General features: G+C 65.5%; 15 protein-coding genes. All 15 read right to left on the reverse strand.

Annotated elements, in window-relative coordinates; genetic code table 11:
• Positions 1–13: 13 nt before the first annotated feature.
• Positions 14–991: a galactofuranose ABC transporter, permease protein YjfF gene (gene yjfF, locus AC07PE_RS22690; protein ID WP_498768739.1), complete on the reverse strand. Its 978-nt coding sequence runs from the start codon at positions 989–991 to the stop codon at positions 14–16.
• Complete coding sequence (locus AC07PE_RS22695) at positions 988–2,025, reverse strand: ABC transporter permease (RefSeq protein ID WP_498768741.1); 1,038 nt, start codon at positions 2,023–2,025, stop codon at positions 988–990. The genes yjfF and AC07PE_RS22695 overlap by 4 nt, the downstream gene beginning before the upstream one ends.
• Complete coding sequence (locus AC07PE_RS22700) at positions 2,022–3,545, reverse strand: sugar ABC transporter ATP-binding protein (RefSeq protein WP_498768743.1); 1,524 nt, start codon at positions 3,543–3,545, stop codon at positions 2,022–2,024. The genes AC07PE_RS22695 and AC07PE_RS22700 overlap by 4 nt, the downstream gene beginning before the upstream one ends.
• A gap of 7 nt (positions 3,546–3,552) precedes the next feature.
• Positions 3,553–4,518 (reverse strand): ABC transporter substrate-binding protein, encoded by a 966-nt coding sequence (locus tag AC07PE_RS22705; RefSeq protein ID WP_498768745.1) that lies wholly within the window; start codon positions 4,516–4,518, stop codon positions 3,553–3,555.
• A 105-nt stretch (positions 4,519–4,623) separates the two neighbouring features.
• Complete coding sequence (locus tag AC07PE_RS22710; protein ID WP_498768747.1) at positions 4,624–5,199, reverse strand: demethoxyubiquinone hydroxylase family protein; 576 nt, start codon at positions 5,197–5,199, stop codon at positions 4,624–4,626.
• A 58-nt stretch (positions 5,200–5,257) separates the two neighbouring features.
• Positions 5,258–7,621: a beta-L-arabinofuranosidase domain-containing protein gene (locus AC07PE_RS22715; protein WP_498768749.1), complete on the reverse strand. Its 2,364-nt coding sequence runs from the start codon at positions 7,619–7,621 to the stop codon at positions 5,258–5,260.
• Positions 7,618–8,673 carry an arabinan endo-1,5-alpha-L-arabinosidase gene (locus AC07PE_RS22720; RefSeq protein ID WP_498768751.1) on the reverse strand — a complete coding sequence of 352 codons (1,056 nt, stop codon included), beginning with the start codon at positions 8,671–8,673 and terminating at the stop codon, positions 7,618–7,620. Before AC07PE_RS22720 ends, AC07PE_RS22715 begins: the two co-directional genes overlap by 4 nt.
• A gap of 3 nt (positions 8,674–8,676) precedes the next feature.
• Positions 8,677–10,221 (reverse strand): alpha-N-arabinofuranosidase, encoded by a 1,545-nt coding sequence (locus AC07PE_RS22725; protein WP_498768753.1) that lies wholly within the window; start codon positions 10,219–10,221, stop codon positions 8,677–8,679.
• 31 nt (positions 10,222–10,252) lie between these two features.
• Positions 10,253–12,154, reverse strand: coding sequence for a glycoside hydrolase family 97 protein (locus AC07PE_RS22730; RefSeq protein WP_498768755.1), 1,902 nt, complete (start codon positions 12,152–12,154; stop codon positions 10,253–10,255).
• 11 nt (positions 12,155–12,165) lie between these two features.
• Positions 12,166–12,942, reverse strand: coding sequence for an SDR family NAD(P)-dependent oxidoreductase (locus AC07PE_RS22735; protein WP_498768757.1), 777 nt, complete (start codon positions 12,940–12,942; stop codon positions 12,166–12,168).
• Positions 12,943–12,972: 30 nt separating this feature from the next.
• The gene (locus AC07PE_RS22740; RefSeq protein WP_498768759.1) at positions 12,973–14,553 is read right to left on the reverse strand and encodes an aldehyde dehydrogenase (NADP(+)); all 1,581 of its coding nucleotides are present in this window, start codon (positions 14,551–14,553) and stop codon (positions 12,973–12,975) included.
• Positions 14,550–15,542, reverse strand: coding sequence for an AraD1 family protein (gene araD1 / locus AC07PE_RS22745; RefSeq protein WP_498768761.1), 993 nt, complete (start codon positions 15,540–15,542; stop codon positions 14,550–14,552). The genes AC07PE_RS22740 and araD1 overlap by 4 nt, the downstream gene beginning before the upstream one ends.
• A 107-nt stretch (positions 15,543–15,649) precedes the next feature.
• Positions 15,650–17,392: an IlvD/Edd family dehydratase gene (locus AC07PE_RS22750; RefSeq protein WP_498768763.1), complete on the reverse strand. Its 1,743-nt coding sequence runs from the start codon at positions 17,390–17,392 to the stop codon at positions 15,650–15,652.
• Positions 17,393–17,506: 114 nt separating this feature from the next.
• Positions 17,507–18,388 (reverse strand): SMP-30/gluconolactonase/LRE family protein, encoded by an 882-nt coding sequence (locus AC07PE_RS22755; RefSeq protein WP_498768765.1) that lies wholly within the window; start codon positions 18,386–18,388, stop codon positions 17,507–17,509.
• Between the two features lie 4 nt (positions 18,389–18,392).
• Positions 18,393–19,460, reverse strand: coding sequence for an aldose epimerase family protein (locus AC07PE_RS22760; protein ID WP_498768767.1), 1,068 nt, complete (start codon positions 19,458–19,460; stop codon positions 18,393–18,395).

The raw sequence follows: 19,460 nt of genomic DNA on the forward strand, positions 1-19,460 counted from the left end.
AGTCTCCGATTGATTATTTCAGGCGTCCGCCCATCACCCTCTGCACCACGCAGAAGACGAACAGCAACGCGCCGATGACGATCTTGGTCCACCACGAACTGAGCGTGCCGTCGAAGGCGATCAGAGTCTGGATCGCGCCCAGCACCAGCACGCCCGACAGCGCACCGGCGATGTAGCCGTAACCGCCGGTCAACAAGGTGCCGCCGATGACCACCGCGGCGATCGCATCCAGCTCGATCCCCTGCCCATGCAGGCCGTAACCAGACAGCATATAGAACGAGAACAGCAGGCCGCCCAACGCCGCGCAGAAGCCGCTCAGCGCATACACCGCCACCTTGGTGCGGCCGACGCCCAGGCCCATCATCGCGGCCGACTGCTCGTTGCCGCCGACCGCATACACGGCGCGTCCGAAGGAAGTGAAATGCGCCAGCCAGACCGCGACCAGCAGCACCACCAGCGCGATAATCGCACCCGGCGACAGGAAGCCGCCGAGCAGCGGCACCTGGGTCTGGGACAGCGCGACAAAGAAAGGCTGGTCGATCGTGATCGACTCGATGCTGATCAGGTAGCACAGCCCACGCGCCAGGAACATGCCGGCCAGGGTGACGATAAAGGGCTGCAGCTTGAACAGATGGATCAGCAGGCCCTGCGCGGCGCCGAACACGGCGCCCATCAGCAGCGCCGCGGCGATGACCAGCGCAGGATGCCAGTGCGCCGTCTGCAGCAGCCAGGCCGCAGCCATGGTCGACAAAGCCAGCACCGAGCCCACCGACAGGTCGATGCCGCCGGAGAGGATCACGAAGCCCATGCCGATCGCCAGTACCAGCAGGAAGGCATTATCGATGAGCAGGTTAAAGATCACCTGCAGCGACAGGAAGCCCGGATAGGCCGCACCGCCGGCGCCCAGCATCGCCACCAGCAGCACCACCGTCACCATAGCGGTGAACCAGGGTCTAGAGGCGATGCCTTCTTTGCGTACCGCTGTGCTCATGCTGTCCTCCGTTTGACGAGTTGCCGGAATTCGCCCGACTGCGAAATGCAGACGACGAACACGACCACCGATTTGACCACCATGTTCACCTCGGGCGGCACGCCCAGCGAATAGATGGTGTACGTAAGCGTCTGGATGATCAGCGCGCCGATCATGCTGCCCGCCAGGCTGAATTTGCCGCCGGCGAGCGAGGTGCCACCCAGCGTGACGGCGAGGATCGCGTCCAGCTCCAGCAGCAGGCCGGCGTTGTTGGCGTCCGCGCTCTTGATGTTGGAGGTGATCAGCATCCCCGCCAGGCCCGCGCAGGCGCTGCAGAACACATAGACGAAGATCACCAGGGTGGCGGTCCGCAGGCCGGCCAGGCGCGCGGCCACCGGGTTGATACCGACCGCCTGGATGAACAGGCCCAGCGCGGTCTTCTTCATCAGCAGCATCGTCACCGCGAACACGGCGGCCACCACGAACAGCGAGAACGGCAGCCCGACCAGATAGCCGGAACCAAGGAAGAAGAAGGACTGTTGATAGACCGTGACGATCTGGCCATCGGTCAGCAGCTGGGCCAGGCCGCGCCCCGCCACCATCAGGATTAGGGTCGCGACGATGGGCTGCAGCTTGACGCCCGCCACCAGCACACCGTTCCACAGCCCACACAGCAGGGCCACGCCGAAGGCGGCCGGCAGCGCCGTGGCCATCGGCGTGTTCGCGGAGATCAGCATCGCCGCCACGGTACCGGACAGCGCGACCACCGCGCCCACCGAGATATCGATGCCGCGGGTGGCGATCACCAGGGTCATGCCCAGCGCCGCCAGCATCAGCGGCGCCGCGCGGTTGAGGATGTCGACCAGGGCGCCGTACAGGTGGCCGTCCTTGATCTCGAGGCGGAAGAAGCCCGGCACCAGGATGGCGTCCAGGACCAGCAGCACCAGCAGCGCGGCGGCGGGGCGCAGCAGCGGGTGCTGGAGGAGCACGGACTTCAGCGATGCGGTGGGGCTTGCTGCCGGCTTGGCGAGGCCGGGGTCGAGGCTGGCGTTCATGCGCCCTCTCCCGCGATTGCGCGCAGCACGGTGGTTTCGTCGAGCTCACCGCGCTTGTACTCGCCGCAGGCCTTGCGGTCGCGCATGACGACCATGCGGTCGGATACGCGCAGCACTTCCGGCAGTTCGGACGAAATGAAGAGGATGGACATGCCCTTGCGGCACAAATTGCTGACGTAATCCATGATTTCCTGCTTGGCGCGCACGTCGATGCCGCGCGTCGGTTCGTCGAGTATCATCAGCTGCGGCTCGGTGGCCAGCCAGCGCGCCAGCAGCACCTTCTGCTGGTTGCCGCCGGAGAGCGATCCGATCGGCGTCTCGATGCTGGCAGTCTTGATGCCCAGCCATTTGACGTAGTCGGCGGCCAGCTGCTGCTGGCGCTTGAGCGAAATCGCGCGCCAGATGCCCTGGCGGGCCTGCAGCGCAAGGATGAGATTTTCGCGCACCGACAGCGGCAGGATCGCCCCTTCGTGCTTGCGGTCTTCCGAGCAGAAGCCGATGCCCTGGGCGATGGCGTCGCGCGGATTCTTGAAACTGGTGGACTTGCCGTTGACGTCGACGCTGCCGGCATCGAGCTTGTCGGCGCCGAACAGCAGGCGCGCGGTCTCGGTGCGGCCGGAGCCCAGCAGGCCGGCAAGGCCCAGCAGCTCGCCGCGGTGCATAGTCAGGTCGACCGGCGACAGCACGCCCTTGCGCGCGATGCCGCGGGCTTGCAGAAAGACCTCTCCGCGTGCGGCTTCTTTACTGGCGTCGTCGCCGGCGTCTGCCACTTCGGTATTCGCATCGGCCGGTGCGCCGATCATCTTGTTCACCAGGGCCAGGCGCGACAGCTCGGCGCAGGCATATTCGCCTTCGCGCTCACCGTTACGCATTACCGTGATGCGATCGGAAATCGCATAGGTCTGGTCGAGGAAGTGGGTGACGAACAGGACCGCCATGCCCTCCTCGCGCAGCCGGCGCAGCACCCCGAACAGGGTCTGGACTTCGGCTTCGTCCAGGCTGGAGGTCGGCTCGTCGAGGATCAGCACACGCGCCTCGGTATTCAGGGCGCGCGCGATCGCCACCATCTGCTGGATCGCCAGCGGATAGTCGCCCAGCGGCTTGCTGACGTCGACATCGATCTGCAGGCGCTTCAGCAGATCGGCGGCCTGCCTGCGCATGCTGCGCCAGTCGACCATGCCCCAACGGCGCGGATAGCGTCCGATGAAGATGTTCTCCGCCACCGACAGGTTGGCGCACAGATTCACCTCCTGGTAGACGGTGCTGATGCCGAGGTCCTGCGCGTCCTGGGTGGAGCGCGGCCGGATCGCCTGGCCGTTCAGGACGATGCTGCCGGCGTCCGGCTGGTAGACGCCCGTGAGGACCTTGATCAGCGTGGACTTGCCCGCGCCGTTCTGGCCCATCAGCGTGTGGACTTCACCGGGATAGAGGCGTAGACCAGCATCCAACAGCGCCTTCACGCCGGGGAACTGCTTGTGAATGCCCGTCACCTCGAGGACGGGCGTCATTGCATCGACCATGGCCGACTCAGTACTTCCGGGTCGGGAACACCTTGGCCGCGACATCAGCCGGGAACACGCCTTCCTCGACGGTGATGCGCTTGGCGACCGGCTTGCCGGCGACGACGTCCTGCGCGGTCTGCATCAGGGTCGGCCCCAGCAGCGGATTGCACTCGACGGTCACGTTCAGCTTCCCCTGCATCATGGCCTCGAAGGCGCCGCGCACACCGTCGATCGAGACGATCACGATGTCCTTGCCCGGCTTCAGGCCCGCTTCCTCGATGGCCTGGATCGCGCCGATGGCCATGTCGTCGTTGTGCGCGTACAGCACGTTGATGTTCTTGCCCTCGGATTTCAAGAAGGCTTCCATCACCTCCTTGCCCTTGGCCCGGGTGAAGTCGCCGGTCTGCGAGCGGATGATCTTCAGCTTCGGATTGGCGGCGATGACTTCGGCAAAGCCGGTCTTGCGGTCGGTGGCCGGCGCCGAGCCGACCGTGCCCTGCAGCTCGACGATGTTGAGCGGCTTGCCCGGGTTCTTCTTCGCGTACTCCAGCAGCCAGCGCCCGGCGCGGCGGCCCTCTTCCACGAAGTCGGAACCGATGAAGCTGACGTACAGCGACGGGTCGCTGACCTTGACCGAGCGGTCGGTCAGGATGACGGGAATCTTCGCGTTTTTTGCCTCGCGCAGCACGGTCTCCCAGCCGGTTTCCACCACCGGCGAGAACGCGATCACGTCGACGCGCTGGGCGATGAAGGAACGGATCGCCTTGACCTGGTTCTGCTGCTGTTGCTGGGCGTCGGCGAACTTCAGGTTCACGCCGGACTGTTTGGCGGCGGCCTTGATGGAAGCGGTGTTCGCGGTGCGCCATTCGCTTTCGGCGCCGACTTGGGAGAAGCCGATGATGAGCGGTTTTGCGGCGAAGGCGGGGATGGCGGCGGCACATGCGGCGGCTACGACCGCGCCCAGGAAGGTCCTGCGGATTGGGAGGGGCATCACTTGTCTCCGGTATTGTTGTGTGCCAATACTATTACAGGTGAGGGATGCTCATCCAATCATTTTTTTGACGTATGCAATACCAGTTTTGATATCAACCGAAGATTACGCCAGCATACGTTCCAGGAAGCGAGGTCGCCGAAGACGCATGCCCAGCCAGATCACGGATTCCGTCGCCGCTGCCACGACCGGAAGCAGCAAGGCGCGCCAGATGCGATCCCCGGCCTGGACATCCGAATAACGGTCTTTGTGTTCGGCTTCCTCAGCCATGATGTCGCGGATCGCTTCCACAGCCTCCGCATCCTTGTCGCCCAAAGTCGCAAGTTGCGCCTGCAGATGCTTCAGCACGACGCGTTCAACGGCAAAAGTGGTGGCGCCGATGGCGCGGCGCCCGAGCATACCGGTGAGGATACCGAGCACACAGCCGCCCAGGCCGCACAAGGCATAGCTGCGGCATCGCGGCTGTCCGCGCCGCGCCAGCTGACTAACGAATATCGCCCTGTGCCTGCACTCATGGGCCAGGAATTCTTCGAGTACGGCGCTCTGCTCAGGAGCGGTGAAGCGTGCGAGCATCAACTGGCCGCGATAGATATTGACTGCTCCGTGTTCACCGGCGTGGTTGACCTTCATGATACGGTCACCCAGTGTTTCCTTACTATGAAGTTTGGCGTGCAATGTCATGGTGCCTCGCAGCGACAGGTAGCTTCTCCAGATCTTACATCCTGCGGCCACCGGAGGCTCAGCGCAGAAGCCGCAAGCCGTAGAGGCCACCGGCCACCGATCCGCCTTTCGCGATGAACTGCACCTCCAGTTTGCCATCTGCGTGCTGCGCCGTTCCCGTGGGCAGTGCAAAATCGGCGGTATAAAACTCTTGCGCCGCATCCGTCGACAGCGCCACTTCGGCAATCAGCTCCCCGTTGACCAGCATATCGAATCGGCGCCCCGCATCCGCCCGCGCGAACGTCAGCCTGAGCATCTTCGCCTCACCCTTCGGATCGCTCAACTGATAACTGAACCACTTGGTCGCACTTCGCCAGTGCCGCCCTCCATTCACCCCAGCCTCCGCCTCCGCCCCCTTGAAGAAGTGATCCGACTCCGGCTGCTGCTCCCCCGGCGCCACCTGGTCGATGGTCCGCGCATCCAGCGCCAGCCGCTCGCCCTCGCGCGCTGCCGCCTCCGCACGCATACGCGCGTAGTCGCCCGGCGTCGACTGCGGCAGATACACGGCATAGCGCGAATCGTGCAGGCGGAAGAAGGGAATGAACTCCGTGGCCGAACCCGCCCCACCCTGCACCAGTCCCGGCGCCGTAAAAGTCAGTGGCTTGCCCTTCACGGGCTTGAGGCCCTTCATGAAATCGCGGCTGGAAGCGATGAAGGTCGGCGCCGCCTCCAGCGGACAGACCTGGCCGGAGGCGATGTGTCCCATGCGCGAGTCGTCGGCCAGGAAGTTCAGATGCTCGTTCGGAAAGGGATTGGTCTTCGCCGCCAACACGATGGGCCCGTGCAGCACCGCATAGTAGTTGGACTTATCCGGCATCTGCTCCAGCCGCGTTGTCATCGGCAGGCTGACCTCGACCCGGTCGCCCTTGCGCCATGCGCGGTCGATCTCGACGTAATCGCCGGGCTTCGCGACGACCTTCACCCCGCGTCCATTCACACGCACCGCCAGCTTGCCGGCTGCGACCCACGCCGGATAGCGGATCTTCATCGCGAAGCGCGCATTGCCATCGACCGTGATGCGCGTACCCCCCTGGTCCGGGAAGCGGTTGGCCTGCGTGATACGCACGCCCTTCTCGCGCCACGTCAGCGTCGACGGGATGAACAGGTTCACGAACAGCGCATCCTTATCGCGCGCGTAGATGAACTCACCGTATTTGGCATGACTTTCGATGCCCGAGCCGACGCAGCACCACATCGCCTGGTCCACCTGCGAGTACACGCGGTAGTGATTCGGCCGCATCGGCGTGAAGTAGACGAAGCCGCCGGTGCCGGGATGCTGGGATCCGAGAATGTGGTTGTACAGCGCGCGCTCGTAGTAGTCCGCAAAGCTGCCCTTCTGCTGCGACAGGAACAGCATTTCCGTCAGCTTGAGCATGTTGTAGGTGTTACAGGTCTCCGGGCCCTCGACGTCGTTGATCATGGGGCTGAAGTCCTTGTCGTCGTGGAAGTGCTCCTTGACGCTGTTGCCGCCGATGGCCACCGTGCGATGGTCGACCACGGTCTGCCAGAAGAACTCCGCGGCCTGCTCCATGTCCTTGTTACCGGACAGGTCGGCGATGCGCTTGAAGCCGATCACCTTGGGGATCTGGGTATTGGCGTGCAGGCCCGTCAGCTTGTCTTCGCTCTTCTCCAGCGGCTGCAGGATGCGCTGATCCGAGAATTTCAGCGCCAGCTCAAGGTATTTGCGCTCGCCCGTCATCTGGTAGACGTCGGCCAGCACCTCGTTCATGCCGCCATGCTCGCTCTTCAGCATGGCCTGCATCTGTTCCGCGCTCAGGTGGTCCGTCAGGCGCAGCGCCCAGTCGGACAAGGCGATCAGCATCGCGCGCGCGTCCTCGTTGCCGGCGTAGCGATACGCGTCGCGCAGGCCCGCATAGACCTTGTGCAGGTTGTACCAGGGGACCCATTTGCCGTTGACCGAGAAGTTGTCGGCGTGGAGCTGGCCGGCGGCGATGTCGCGCCAGGCGGCGCGGCCGCCGGGGATGCCGCCGAGGTAGCCGTCGCTGTTCGCCTGCTGCGCGCGTTTCAGCTCGGCGACGAAGTAATCGAGGCGTTCCTTGACGCCAGCGTCGCCGGTCGATGCGAACATCAAAGCGAGCGCGGACAGGTAGTGGCCGCCCATGTGGCCGTCCAGGCCCGAGGATTCCCAGTTGCCGTAGCTGGGCTTTTTCGGCTCCAGCCCTGCCTCGCGCAGGAAGGGCGCGAGCAGGCGGTCCGGCTCCATCGCCATCAGGTAGTTCAGGTCCGTCGTCTGCGCGTCGAGGAAGGGGCTGGGGCCCAGGCGCACGTCGCGCAGCGGGAACAGGTCGGCGGCCTGCGCGGATGCAGCGCCCACGATGAGCAGCAGCGCTGCCGCAGTAAGCCGAAGCGGATTCAGTTTCATGGGAGTTGTTTGCTCACATAGCGATTGAGGTCCGCGGAGTCGACCACCGGCCAGCCATCCTTGTCCCACTTTATTTCCAGCACCTTCAGCTTCTGCTGGTACTTGTCGGCCGTCTCGTAGGCGTGCAGCACGAGCCAGTCCTTACCGTCGAAGGTGTAGGCGCTGTTGTGGCCCAGAGCTTTCCAGTTCTTGTCGCCTTCAATGACGAGCGAGCCGCCGCCCATCGCCATGTCCTTGCCCTGGCGGTCGAGATAGGGGCCGGTGATCTGTTTCGCGCGGCCGACGACCACGTTGTAGGTGCTGTTCGGACCCTGGCAGCATTTGCCGAAGGAGACGAACAGGTAGTACCAGCCGTTCTTCTTGAAGATGAAGGGCCCTTCGATCTCGGCGGGACCGGCGTTTTCGTCGGGCGTGAAGGCCGGGCGTTCGCGGCGCGCGATGGTGTGCCATTCCTGAGGTTCGGCCAGCTTGGTCCAGCTGGCGTCGAGCTTGACCAGCTTGATGCCGCCCCAGAAGGAGCCGAAGGCCATCCAGCCATTGCCCTTGTCGTCCTCGGCCACGTTGGAGTCGATCGCGTTCCACAAATCGCGGCCCGGGACCGATTGCAGCACCATGCCCTGATCTTCCCAGCGGTAGTTGGGCGCGCGCGGGTCGAGCGTGGCGTTGGCGGTCACGCCGATGCCGGAGGTGTTCTTGCCGAAGCCGGACACCGAGTAGTACAGCAGGTATTTACCCTTGTGATACTGGATGTCCGGCGCCCAGATGTGGTCGTTGAAGGTCGGTGCGGCTTGTTTGGCCCAGGAGGGCTGGCCGGGGAAGATGCGGCCTTCGGGCTTCCAGTTCAGCATGTCGGCCGAGCTGTAGAAGGTGATGCCGGGGCCGGTGCTGAAGAGGTAGTACTTGTTGCCCTCTTTGGCCATGACCGGGTCGTGGATGCTGACCTGGGCGGCCTTTGCGCCCGTGGTCAGCGTGATCGCGACCGGGATTGCCAGCGCGGCAGCACGCAGGGCGCGATGCGCCCACCCCATCGCATTCAGGGTCGGCGCACGCATGGCTCAGCCCTCGACCGCGAACACCATCACCGCCTTGGCCGGCACCTTGACCGTCAGCTTGCCGCCGCTGGCATTGGCACTGAACGGCGCCGGCTTGATGGCCTGCGGCTTGTCGAAGGTGTTGTGGGCGTCCATCGCCTCGGCGGTCAGGACCTGGCCGCGCACGGCGCCGATGGCCTGGCCCGCCACGTCCAGGCTGACGTCGGTGGCATCGTGCGGATTGGTGTTGACCAGCGCGATCCAGACCTTGCCGTCCTTGCCGCGCGCGGCCGAGGCGCTGATGCCCGGGACGCCCTTGCCGTCCGAGGTATAGGTCGTGTTGTTGGACAGCGTGACCGGCAGCGAGGTCGCGTCCTGGAAGGGCACGTACATCTTGTAGGCGTGGTAGGTCGGCGTCAGCAGCATCTTGTCCTTGTCGGTGATGATCATGGCTTGCAGCACGTTGACCATCTGCGCGATGTTGGTCATGCGGACGCGATCGGCGTGCGCATGGAAGATGTTGAAGTTGAGGGCCGCGACCACTGCATCACGCAGGGTGTTACGCTGGAACAGGAAGCCCGGATTGGTGCCCTGCTCGACGTCGTACCAGGTGCCCCACTCGTCCACGTAGAAGCCGATTTTCTTCTGCGGGTCGTTCTTGTCGAGGACGGCGACGTTGCGCTTGATATGATCGTCCATGCGCAGGGTGGCCGCCATGGTCGAGAACCACTCGTTTTCCGGGAAGCCGATGGCGGCGCCCTTCTTTTCCCATTTCCCGGTTGGCAGCGTGTAGTAGTGGAAGCTGATGCCGTCGGTGCCGTGACCCGCGTCGCGGCTCAGGACTTCGGTCCAGATGGTGTCATTGTCGTTGCCGCCGCTGGCGATCAGCTTCGGACGGTAGGCCTCCGGCGCCTTCAGGAAGGTGCGGTAGTGGTTGTACAGGCTCGTGTAGTACTCCGGCTTCATGTTGCCGCCGCAGCCCCAGGCCTCATTGCCGATGGCGAAATAGGCGACCTTGAAAGGCTGCGGATGGCCGTTCTTGGCGCGCAGTTCGGCCAGGGTCGACTTCCCTTCCGAGGTCATGTACTCGACCCATTCGGCCATTTCCTGCGGCGTGCCGGTGCCCAGGTTGCCGTTGACGTAGGCGTCCGCGCCCAGCATTTCGACCAGGTCGAAGAACTCGTGGGTGCCGACCGCATTGTTCTCGGGGACGCCGCCCCAGTTGGTATTGACCTTCACCGGGCGCTTGTTGCGCGGGCCGATGCCGTCCTTCCAGTGGTACTCGTCGGCGAAGCAGCCGCCCGGCCAGCGCACCAGCGGCACGTGCAGGTCCTTCAGTGCGCCCACCACGTCCTTGCGCCAGCCCTTGGTATTCGGGATCTTCGATTCCGGACCGACCCACAAGCCCTCGTAGATGCCGGTGCCCAGGTGCTCGGCAAACTGGCCGTAGACGTTCTTGTTGATGACCGCGCCGGGCTTGCTGGCGTCGACGCTGAGGTTCACCTGTGCGAACGCCGGCAGTGCCGCCATCAGGCCGAGCGCGAGGATCGTGGGTTTGAAGGACTGCATGCGGGTCTCCTTGTTATAAATGTGTGCGTATTTATTTGAATACGGCGACGAAACCGCCGTGCGCCTTGATGGCGATTTTCTGTTTGCCGCCGCGGATACCGGCCTGGACGAAGTCACGCTCGCCGGCGCCGTCCGTGATCAGCTGCCCTTCCCTGCCGGCCAGGAAGCCGAGGTCAAGGTCGAGCTGCAGCTCGGCGTCGTCGGCGTTGAAGCCGGCCACGTACCAGGCCTTGCCGCTCTTCCTGGCGATGACGGCATGGCGGCCTGGATAGCCAGCCACGAATTTCACCTCGTCCCAGCTGCGGGGCAGCTCCTGGAGGAAGGTTTTCACGTAAGCGGGTGCGGTGGCCAAGCCTTCCGGCGTCTCGGCGAAGTGCTGGATCCCGGACAGGAACAGCACCGACTCCGCCAGCTCGAAGCCGTTGCGCGTGGCACGGCGGATCTTCGGGATATCGCCGAACACCATGGGCGTGAAGTCCATCGGGTCGAACAGGTTGCGGGCGAACGGCAGCATGGCCGCATGACGGACTACCGCGTCCTGGTCGTCCTGGGTGAAGGTCGTGTATTCAAGGCCGCGCACGGCTTCGGCGGTCATCAGGTTGGGATAAGTGCGCGCCCAGCCGCGCGGCAGGGTCGCGCCGTGGAAGTTCACCAGCAGGCCGGCGGCGGCAGCGTCCTTCAGGATGCCGACGTAGTAGTCGATCATCGACTTGCCATCGCCTGCGAAGAAGTCGATCTTCACGCCCTTCACGCCGATCTCCGCCAGACGCGCAAATTCGGCCACGCGCTGCTCGTGGGTCAACAGCTTGCTCTTCGGGGAGTACGGCGTCTTGTTCCAGTCGCCGGACGAGTTGTACCAGGCCAGCATGCCGATACCCTTCGTCGCTGCATAGGCGCCCAGCTCGCGCATCTTGTCGTAGCCGATCTTGCGGTCCCAGTCGGCATCCACCAGGGTGTAATCCCAGTGCATGTCGGCGGCGTAGTCGATGAACTTCTTCTGCACATCGAACACGGTGGCGTCATCCTTCAGCAGCGCCCAGCTCCAGGATGCGTGCCCGGGCTTCAGTTTCGCCCTGTCGAAAGCGATGGCCGGCGCAGCCAGGTCGGTGCCGAGGGTCGATTCGGTCACCGTCGCCAGGCTGCCGAGTGCGATCACGCGCCATGGCGACATCAACTCGCCGCTGCTTTCGGCCAGCAGGCCGCCATTGGTGAAGACTTCCGGCGCCATCGGCGTGCCGAGGCGGTAGACGCTGCCGGTGGAATCGGCCTGCAGGCGCGAGGCATGCCAGCTGCCATCCATGTTCGCCTCGGTCAGCGCGACCCAGGTGTCGCCGGTGCGGAACAGCGCCGGGAACACCCAGCCGGCCATCGGCGCCCTGGTGCCGACCGCGATCTCGCGCTGGTAATGCTCTTCATAGGACGGGTTCGTATTGCTCCAGCCGGTCTGCGCGACCGCCATCGGCTGCAGCCAGGCCTTTGCTTGCGTGTCGAAGGCGAAGCTGGTCGATTCGGATACGAACTTCTGCGGACCCGCAGCGCGCACCAGGTAGCGGAAAGCGACGCCGTCGTTCGATACGCGGAAGGCGACATCCATCGCCTGTCCCTTCGCATTGCGCACCGTGTAGACCTGCTCGTTGGCGCGGTAGGCGATGCGGCGCTTCTTGCCGGCGGCGAGTTCGTAATCCTCGGCAATCGGCCTGACCCGTGAGGTGGCGGCCAGTTTCAGCTGCGTGTCCAGGTCCGCGCCTTCCAGCTGCAGGCCGAGGCGCGATGGCAGGATGACCGGGTGGCCGTCGCGCTCGACGGTGTATTCCAGCGTGTGGGATGGACTGATGCGGACCTGGACGCTGATGTGACGGTCGGGGCTCGTGAGCGGTGCGGCAAAAGCGCCGGTGGCGAACAGCGCCAGCGCGAGCGGAGCGAATCTGGTCATGGCGCTTCTCCTCAGGTCCAACCCGCGTCGACGACGAAATCCTGCGCCGTGCACATCTTGCTGTCGTCGGCCGCCAGGAACAGCACCATGGCCGCGATATCTTCCGACATCAGCTTGCCCGGCAGGCACTGGGCGCGCTTGATCTGTGCCTCGCCTTCCTCGTCCAGCCACAGGTCGATCTGGCGCTGGGTCATGACCCAGCCCGGGGTGACGGTGTTCACGCGGATGTTGAATTGGCCCAGGTCGCGCGCCAGGCAGCGGGTCAGGCCGGTGACGGCGGCCTTGGTGGCCGCGTAGATCGGGTAGCCAGGGTTCTTGGCGTGGAAGGACATCGAGCTGAAATTGATGACCGAGCCGCCGCCGCGCCGCTTCATGCCTTCCAGCGCCGCCTGCACGGTGAAGAACATCGGGCGCTGGTTGATGGCGATGCGCTCGTCGTAGTAAGCGGCGCTGACGTCGCCGATCTGGTGGCGCTGGTCGTTGGCGGCGTTGTTGACGATGACGTCGAAGTCGCCCAGCAGGCCGGCCAGTTCGGCCATGGTCTGCTGCAGCGCCGGGATGTCGGTGATGTCGCAGTAGCGGAATACCGGCGCCGTCTGCCCCGGCTGTAGTGAACCGGTCAGCCGTGCCACCAGACCCTCGCTTGCCTCGCGCACGATGTCGACAAAGGCGACCGCCGCGCCCTGCTCCACGAAGGCGGCGACGATTGCTTCACCGATCCCGCTGCCGCCGCCCGTCACGAATACCCGCTTGCCTTCCAGGCTGCCGTACTTGGCCAACTTACTCATACCGTCTCCATCGTTTTTTTATTTATCTGCTTATTCTTTGCCGAGCGCCCCGTCGCGGCGGCGCCAGATGCCCAGCGGATTATCGTCGCGCAGCGCGGCCGGCAGCAAGGATTGCGGCAGGTTCTGGTAGCACACCGGGCGCAGGAAGCGGTAGATCGCAGCAGTGCCGACCGAGGTGCTGCGGCCGTCGGCGGTGGCCGGGAACGGGCCGCCGTGCACCATCGCGTGCGCCACTTCCACGCCGGTGCCGAAACCGTTTACGAGGATGCGGCCGGCCCTGCGCTCCAGCGTCGGCAGCAGGCCGCGCGCCGCATCGACATCGTCGGTGCCGTCGACCATGTGCAGCGCGGCGGTCAGTTGCCCTTCCAGGCGCTCGGCCACGGCGCGCATGTCTTCAAGGTCCTTGCAGACCACCAGCAGCGAGGCCGGGCCGAAGATCTCTTCGTGCAATTCGTGGCGCGCCAGGAAATCGCTGCTGGATACGCGGAACAGCGCGGCGTGGCCCTGGTGTTCTTCGTGCTCCATGCGCAGCAGGGTCGTCACCGCGTCATGGCCGTGCAGCGTGTCGACGCCGCTGCGGAAGCTGGCCGCGATGCCGGCCGAGAGCATGGTGGCCGGCTGGGTTTCTCCCAGCGCGGCGGTGGCGCCGGCGCAGAACGCCTCCAGTCCCTCGCCCTCCACCGCCAGCACCAGGCCAGGGTTGGTGCAGAACTGGCCCACGCCCAGCACCAGCGAGGCCGCGAATTCCTTGCCGATCCGCTCGCCGTTCGCTTTGAGGGCGTTCGGCAGCAGGAAGACCGGGTTAATGCTGCTCATCTCGGCATACACCGGGATCGGCTGCGGACGGTTTGCCGCGGTCGCCATCAGCGAAGTGCCGCCGGCGCGCGAGCCGGTGAAGCCGACCGCCTGGATCGCCGGATGGGCCACCAGTGCCTGGCCGATGTCGCGGCCGGTGCCGGTCAGCAGTGCGAAGGTGCCCGCCGGCAGGCCGCATTGCCCGACCGCCTTGACGACGGCGCGCGCCACTAGCTCCGAGGTGCCGGGATGGGCCGAGTGGGCTTTCAGCACCACCGGGCAGCCGGCTGTGAAGGCGGAGGCGGTATCGCCGCCGGCCACCGAAAAGGCTAGCGGGAAGTTCGAAGCCGCGAACACGGCCACGGGTCCGACCCCTATCAGGCGGCTGCGCAGATCCGGACGCGGCGGGGTGCGCGCCGGCAGGGCCGGATCGATGCGCGGGTCCTGCCAGGAGCCTTCGCGCAGCAAGGCGCCGAACAGGCGCAGTTGGTTGCAGGTGCGTCCGCGCTCGCCCTCGATGCGCGCGCGCGGCAGGCCGGTCTCCAGCATCGCGCGCTCGACCAGTTCGTCGCCGATGGCCATGATCTGCTCGGCGACAGCGTCGAGAAAGTCAGCGCGCTGCTGGTCCGTGGTGCTGCGGAAGGTGTCGAAGGCAGCGCCGGCCAGCGTGCAGGCGCGGTCGATCTGCTCGCGGTCGACCATGTGGAAGGACGGCTCCAGGTGCTCGCGCAGCGTGGGGTTCCAGGCCTTGAAGGAGCCGCCGGCGCCCTGCTCCGCGCGGCCGCCGATGAGTGCTTCGCCAGTCAGACTGCTCATAATGCTTTCACTTTCCTGTAGGTGTCGGTGGTCACGGCGAGCGGATTGCGCAGGGCCGGGCCGAATTGCGGCGATTCGATCTCGAAGGTCTCGCCGGCCGCGACCTGCACGTTGTCGGCGAAGCTCAGCGTGGCGGTGCCGAAGAAGTGGATGTGGACGTCGCCCGGGCGCGTGAACAGCCCGTACTTGAAGTGGTGGTATTCGAGGTTGGCGATGGTGTGCGACATGTTCTGCTCACCGGAGACGAAGGCCTTCTCCCAGCGCACCTGGCCGTCGGCGCCCACGATGCGCGATACGCCGGAAACGTGGGCCGGCAACTCGCCGACCAGCAACGCCGGGCCGACGCCGCAGTTACGCAGCTTCGAATGGGCCAGGTACAGATAGTTCTGGCGCTCGGTCACGTGGTCCGAGAACTCGTTGCCGAGCGCGTAGCCGACGCGCCAGGGCTGGCCGTCTTCGCCGATCAGGTAGAGGCCGGCGATCTCCGGCTCTTCGCCGCCGTCCAGCGCAAAGTCCGGCATGGCTATCGGCTGCCCGCTGGCGCGCACGATGGAGCCGTCGCCCTTATAAAACCATTCCGGCTGCACGCCCGGGGTATCGCCCTGCGGCTTGCCGCCTTCGACGCCCATGCGGAACATCTTCATGCTGTCGGACAGGGTCTCGACATCGCCGCCGATCTTCTTGTGCATGGCATCACGGGTGTCGGCGCTGCCCAGGTGGGTCAGGCCGGTGCCGGTGACGTAGCAGTGGGCAGGATCGGGGTGGTCGATCGGGGCCAGCAGGCGGCCTTCGGCGGCGATGGCTTTGTAGGATTCGGCGGCGGCGCCGGTGGAGGCATCTGCCAGGGCGGCGATGCCCATGCCTTGCGCGATGGCGGCCTTGGCCAGGCCCAGCGTGGTTGCGTAGCCCGCGATCGGGGTGACGGCGTCGCCGTCCAGGATGCCGACGCGGCGTTCGCCGGCGGTTGTGGTGTACTGAATCAAGAGCATCGGAGCGTCTCCTTCATTTTTTTTGGTGTGCTGCGTGGGCTCGGGGAGCCCACCCTACGGACCAATCAACGTAGGGTGGGCACCCCGTGCCCACGCGAACATCTCGTTCAATGCGAATGCTTGGGCACCGCCGAACCACGGCAGCCGATCAGGAAGTCGAAGTCGCAGCCTTCATCGGCCTGCAGCACGTGATCGAGATAGAGGCCCTGGTAACCGGTGCGGGCAGGCCCTTTATGCGTTTCAGCGCGTTCCGCCAGGCGGGCCTGGATTTCCTCGTCCGGCACGTCCAGGTGCAGGCGGCCGTTCGGGCAATCGAGTTCGATGAAGTCACCGTCCTTGACAATGCCCAGCGGGCCGCCGGCCATCGCTTCTGGCGCCACATGCAGGACCACGGTGCCGTAGGCAGTGCCGCTCATGCGGGCGTCGGAGATGCGCACCATGTCGGTGATGCCCTTCGCCAGCAGCTTTGGCGGCAAGCCCATGTTGCCGACTTCCGCCATGCCCGGATAACCCTTGGGGCCGCAGTTCTTCATGACCATGACGCAGGTCTCGTCGATGTCCAGGTCGGGGTCATTGACACGCTGCTTGTAGTGGTCGAAGTCCTCGAACACGACCGCGCGGCCTCGGTGCTGCATCAAGTGCGGCGATGCCGCCGAGGGCTTCAGCACCGCGCCGCGCGGCGACAGGTTGCCGCGCAAGATGCAGATGCCGCCGTCTTCGATCAGCGGCGCGTCCAGCTTGCGGATCACTTCATCGTTGTAGATCGGCGCGTCCTGCACGTTTTCCCACAGCGTCTTGCCGTTGACGGTCAGCGCATCCTTGTGCGGCAGCAGTCCGCCCTCGCCCAGGCGGCGCAGCACGCCCGGCAGGCCGCCGGCATAATAAAACTCTTCCATCAGGTAGCGGCCCGAGGGCAGCAGGTCGACGATGGTCGGGGTGCCCTTGCCAATCGCGGTCCAGTCTTCCAGCTCGAGCGGTACACCGGCGCGGCCGGCGATGGCCTTCAGGTGGATCACGGCATTGGTCGAGCCGCCGATCGCGGCATTCACGCGGATCGCGTTCTCGAAGTTCTCGCGCGTCAGGATCTTCGACAGCTTCAGGTCTTCGTTGACCATCTCGACGATGCGGATGCCGGACATGTGGGCCAGCACGTAGCGGCGCGCGTCCACCGCCGGAATCGCGGCGTTGTGCGGCAGCGAGGTGCCGAGGGCTTCGGCCATGCAGGCCATGGTCGATGCGGTGCCCATGGTGTTGCAGGTGCCGGCGGAGCGCGAGTGGCCGGCTTCGGCGGCGAGGAAGTCGTGCATCGTGATCTGGCCGCCCTTGGCCTGCTCGTGCAGCTGCCAGACGGCGGTGCCGGAGCCGATGTCCTTCCCGTTCAGCTTACCGTTCAACATCGGGCCGCCGGTGACGACGATGGTCGGGATGTCGACGCTGGCAGCGCCCATCAGCAGCGCCGGCGTGGTCTTGTCGCAGCCGACCAGCAGCACGACGCCGTCCATCGGATTGCCGCGGATGGATTCTTCGACGTCCATGCTGGCCAGGTTACGGGTCAGCATGGCGGTCGGGCGAAGGTTCGATTCGCCGTTCGAGAACACCGGGAATTCGACCGGGAAGCCGCCGGCTTCCAGGATGCCGCGCTTGACGTGCTCCGCCAGCTTGCGGAAATGGGCATTGCAGGGGGTGAGTTCGGACCAGGTATTGCAGATGCCGATGATCGGCTTGCCCTGGAATTCATGATCGGGGATGCCCTGGTTCTTCATCCAGCTCCGGTACATGAAGCCGTTCTTGTCCTGGGTACCGAACCACGCCGCGGAACGCAGGGTGGGCTTCTTTTTCGTATCGGACATGTGGTCTCCTTCCGTCTTATTGTCCTGGCTCAGCGATGGAAGAAAGTCTAAATTGCCATCAGATATCTTTCCAATCAATTTTTAGCGCTTATCGATATCGATTTTGGTATGCCATCAGGCGTCACCGAAGCGCTGTTCCGGCAGCCCGCGCACCTGCAGCGCATGCGCGAACACGCCGCCTGAGCCGGGCGCCGCTGCCAGCGCTTCCGGCGCCAGCCCGACAGTAGCGGAGGTCGCGTAGAGCACGTCCAGCCCGGGGCCGCCGAAGCTGACGCAGGTCGGCTGCAGCGCCGGCACCTCCAGCACCCGATCGATGCGGCCGTCGGGCGCGAAGCGCACCACCTGGCCGCCGCCCCAGCGGGCGCTCCATAGGTAGCCCTCGGCGTCGACGGTGGCGCCGTCCGGGTCGCCCGGCGCCACGCCGGCCGGCGCGAACAGGCGCAGGTTCGCCACGGCGCCGCCGATCGGATCGTAGTCGCAGCAGCGGATCTCGCCGGTGGCGGTATCGCTGTAGTACATGGTGCAGCCATCGGGGCTGAAGCAGATGCTGTTGGCGATGGCGACGTCGCCCAGCGGCAGGCGTTCCAGCGACAGGTCCCGGTTCAGCCGGTAGAAACCGCCGATGGGGTGCTTGGGGTTCTCGGCCTGGTTGAAGACGCCGAACACGAAGCGCCCCTGACGGTCGACGCGGCCGTCGTTCAGGCGGGTGGTCGGCAAATGCGCTTCGACCTCGCAGATGCGGGTCAGCTCGCCCGTCGGCAGCGCGAAGAAGGCCAGCCCGGATTCCAGCGCCAGCAGCAGGCGCTCGTCATCAGGCGTCAGGGCGATCGAGCAGAGACGCTCGGGCAGCGGCCAGCGCTCCAGCAGCCCGCTGGCCGGATCGTGCGACCACAGCTCGCTGCGCATGATGTCGGTCCACAGCAGGCGCCCGGTGCGCTCGTTCCAGATGATTCCTTCGCCCAGCCCGTGCCGGCCATCCACCACCAGTTGCATCATCGTGTCAGGGTTCCACTGAAAATTTGAAGCGCGATTCGGTTTCATAGACCTGGCCGGGGCGCAGGATCGTGTCCGGGTAAGCCGGCTGGTTCGGCGAGTCCGGGAAGTGCTGCGGCTCGATGCAGAAGCCGCTCCGCAGTTCGTAGCGGCGGCCGCCCTTCCCGCTCAAGGAGCCGTCGAGGAAGTTCCCGCTGTAGAACTGCACGCCCGGCTCCTGGGTGTACAGTTCCAGCACGCGGCCGCTGTCCGGATCGCGCACGTGCACGGCGCGCCGCAGCTCGCGGCTGTCCGCACCGCGGTTCAGCACCCAGCAATGATCGTAACCGCTGCCGTGACGCAGCTGCTTGTCCGGCTGGCCGATGCGCTCGCCAATGGGGCGCGGCTGGCGGAAGTCGAAAGGGGTGCCGGTCACCGGCGCCAAGGGGCCCAGCGGGATGGAGCCGGCATCGATGGGCACGAAGCGGTCGGCATCGATGACCATCATGTGGCCCAACACGTCGCCGCCCTCGGGCGCCACGCCGCGCAGGTTGAAATAGCTGTGCTGCGTCAGGTTGACCGGCGTCGGCTTGTCGCAGGTGGCGTGGAAGCGCACCACGATCTCGTTGTCGTCCGTAAGGCGATAGCTGGCGGTGACGTCCAGATTGCCGGGGTAACCCTGCTCGCCATCGGGGCTGCGGTAGCGCAGCACCAGCGCGCCGCCTTCGATGGCGGACTGCCACAGCAGCTTGTCGAAGCCGGGAGTGCCTCCATGCAGATGGTTCTCGCCGTCGTTGACCGTCAGCTGAAATTCTTTACCGTCGAGGGCGAAGCGCCCCTTGCCGATGCGGTTGCCGTACCGGCCGATCAGGGCGCCGAAGAAGGGGCTGTCCTTCACATACGGTTCCAGCGTGTCGAAGCCGAGCGCGACGTCGGCGAACTGGCCCTCGCGGTCGGGCACGTGGATCTCGCGGATGACGCCGCCGAAATCCAGGATCTTCACGACCATGCCCTGCGTGTTCGTCAGCGTAAACTGGCTGACCTGGGCGCCGTCCGGCAAGACGCCGAAGGCTTCCCGCGTGATTTCTCTATGCAC

The sequence above is a fragment of the Telluria sp. GW821-FHT07G12 genome, from assembly GCF_059418525.1.

What these genes read in the sequence shown, in the direction of transcription:
- AC07PE_RS22730 (WP_498768755.1), bottom strand. Translation starts at nt 12,154, where the DNA reads ATGACCAGATTCGCTCCGCTCGCGCTGGCGCTGTTCGCCACCGGCGCT.
- AC07PE_RS22705 (WP_498768745.1), bottom strand. Translation starts at nt 4,518, where the DNA reads ATGCCCCTCCCAATCCGCAGGACCTTCCTGGGCGCGGTCGTAGCCGCC.
- AC07PE_RS22740 (WP_498768759.1), bottom strand. Translation starts at nt 14,553, where the DNA reads ATGAGCAGTCTGACTGGCGAAGCACTCATCGGCGGCCGCGCGGAGCAG.
- AC07PE_RS22700 (WP_498768743.1), bottom strand. Translation starts at nt 3,545, where the DNA reads ATGGTCGATGCAATGACGCCCGTCCTCGAGGTGACGGGCATTCACAAG.
- AC07PE_RS22735 (WP_498768757.1), bottom strand. Translation starts at nt 12,942, where the DNA reads ATGAGTAAGTTGGCCAAGTACGGCAGCCTGGAAGGCAAGCGGGTATTC.
- AC07PE_RS22750 (WP_498768763.1), bottom strand. Translation starts at nt 17,392, where the DNA reads ATGTCCGATACGAAAAAGAAGCCCACCCTGCGTTCCGCGGCGTGGTTC.
- araD1 (WP_498768761.1), bottom strand. Translation starts at nt 15,542, where the DNA reads ATGCTCTTGATTCAGTACACCACAACCGCCGGCGAACGCCGCGTCGGC.
- AC07PE_RS22720 (WP_498768751.1), bottom strand. Translation starts at nt 8,673, where the DNA reads ATGCGTGCGCCGACCCTGAATGCGATGGGGTGGGCGCATCGCGCCCTG.
- AC07PE_RS22710 (WP_498768747.1), bottom strand. Translation starts at nt 5,199, where the DNA reads ATGACATTGCACGCCAAACTTCATAGTAAGGAAACACTGGGTGACCGT.
- AC07PE_RS22715 (WP_498768749.1), bottom strand. Translation starts at nt 7,621, where the DNA reads ATGAAACTGAATCCGCTTCGGCTTACTGCGGCAGCGCTGCTGCTCATC.
- AC07PE_RS22695 (WP_498768741.1), bottom strand. Translation starts at nt 2,025, where the DNA reads ATGAACGCCAGCCTCGACCCCGGCCTCGCCAAGCCGGCAGCAAGCCCC.
- AC07PE_RS22725 (WP_498768753.1), bottom strand. Translation starts at nt 10,221, where the DNA reads ATGCAGTCCTTCAAACCCACGATCCTCGCGCTCGGCCTGATGGCGGCA.
- yjfF (WP_498768739.1), bottom strand. Translation starts at nt 991, where the DNA reads ATGAGCACAGCGGTACGCAAAGAAGGCATCGCCTCTAGACCCTGGTTC.
- AC07PE_RS22755 (WP_498768765.1), bottom strand. Translation starts at nt 18,388, where the DNA reads ATGATGCAACTGGTGGTGGATGGCCGGCACGGGCTGGGCGAAGGAATC.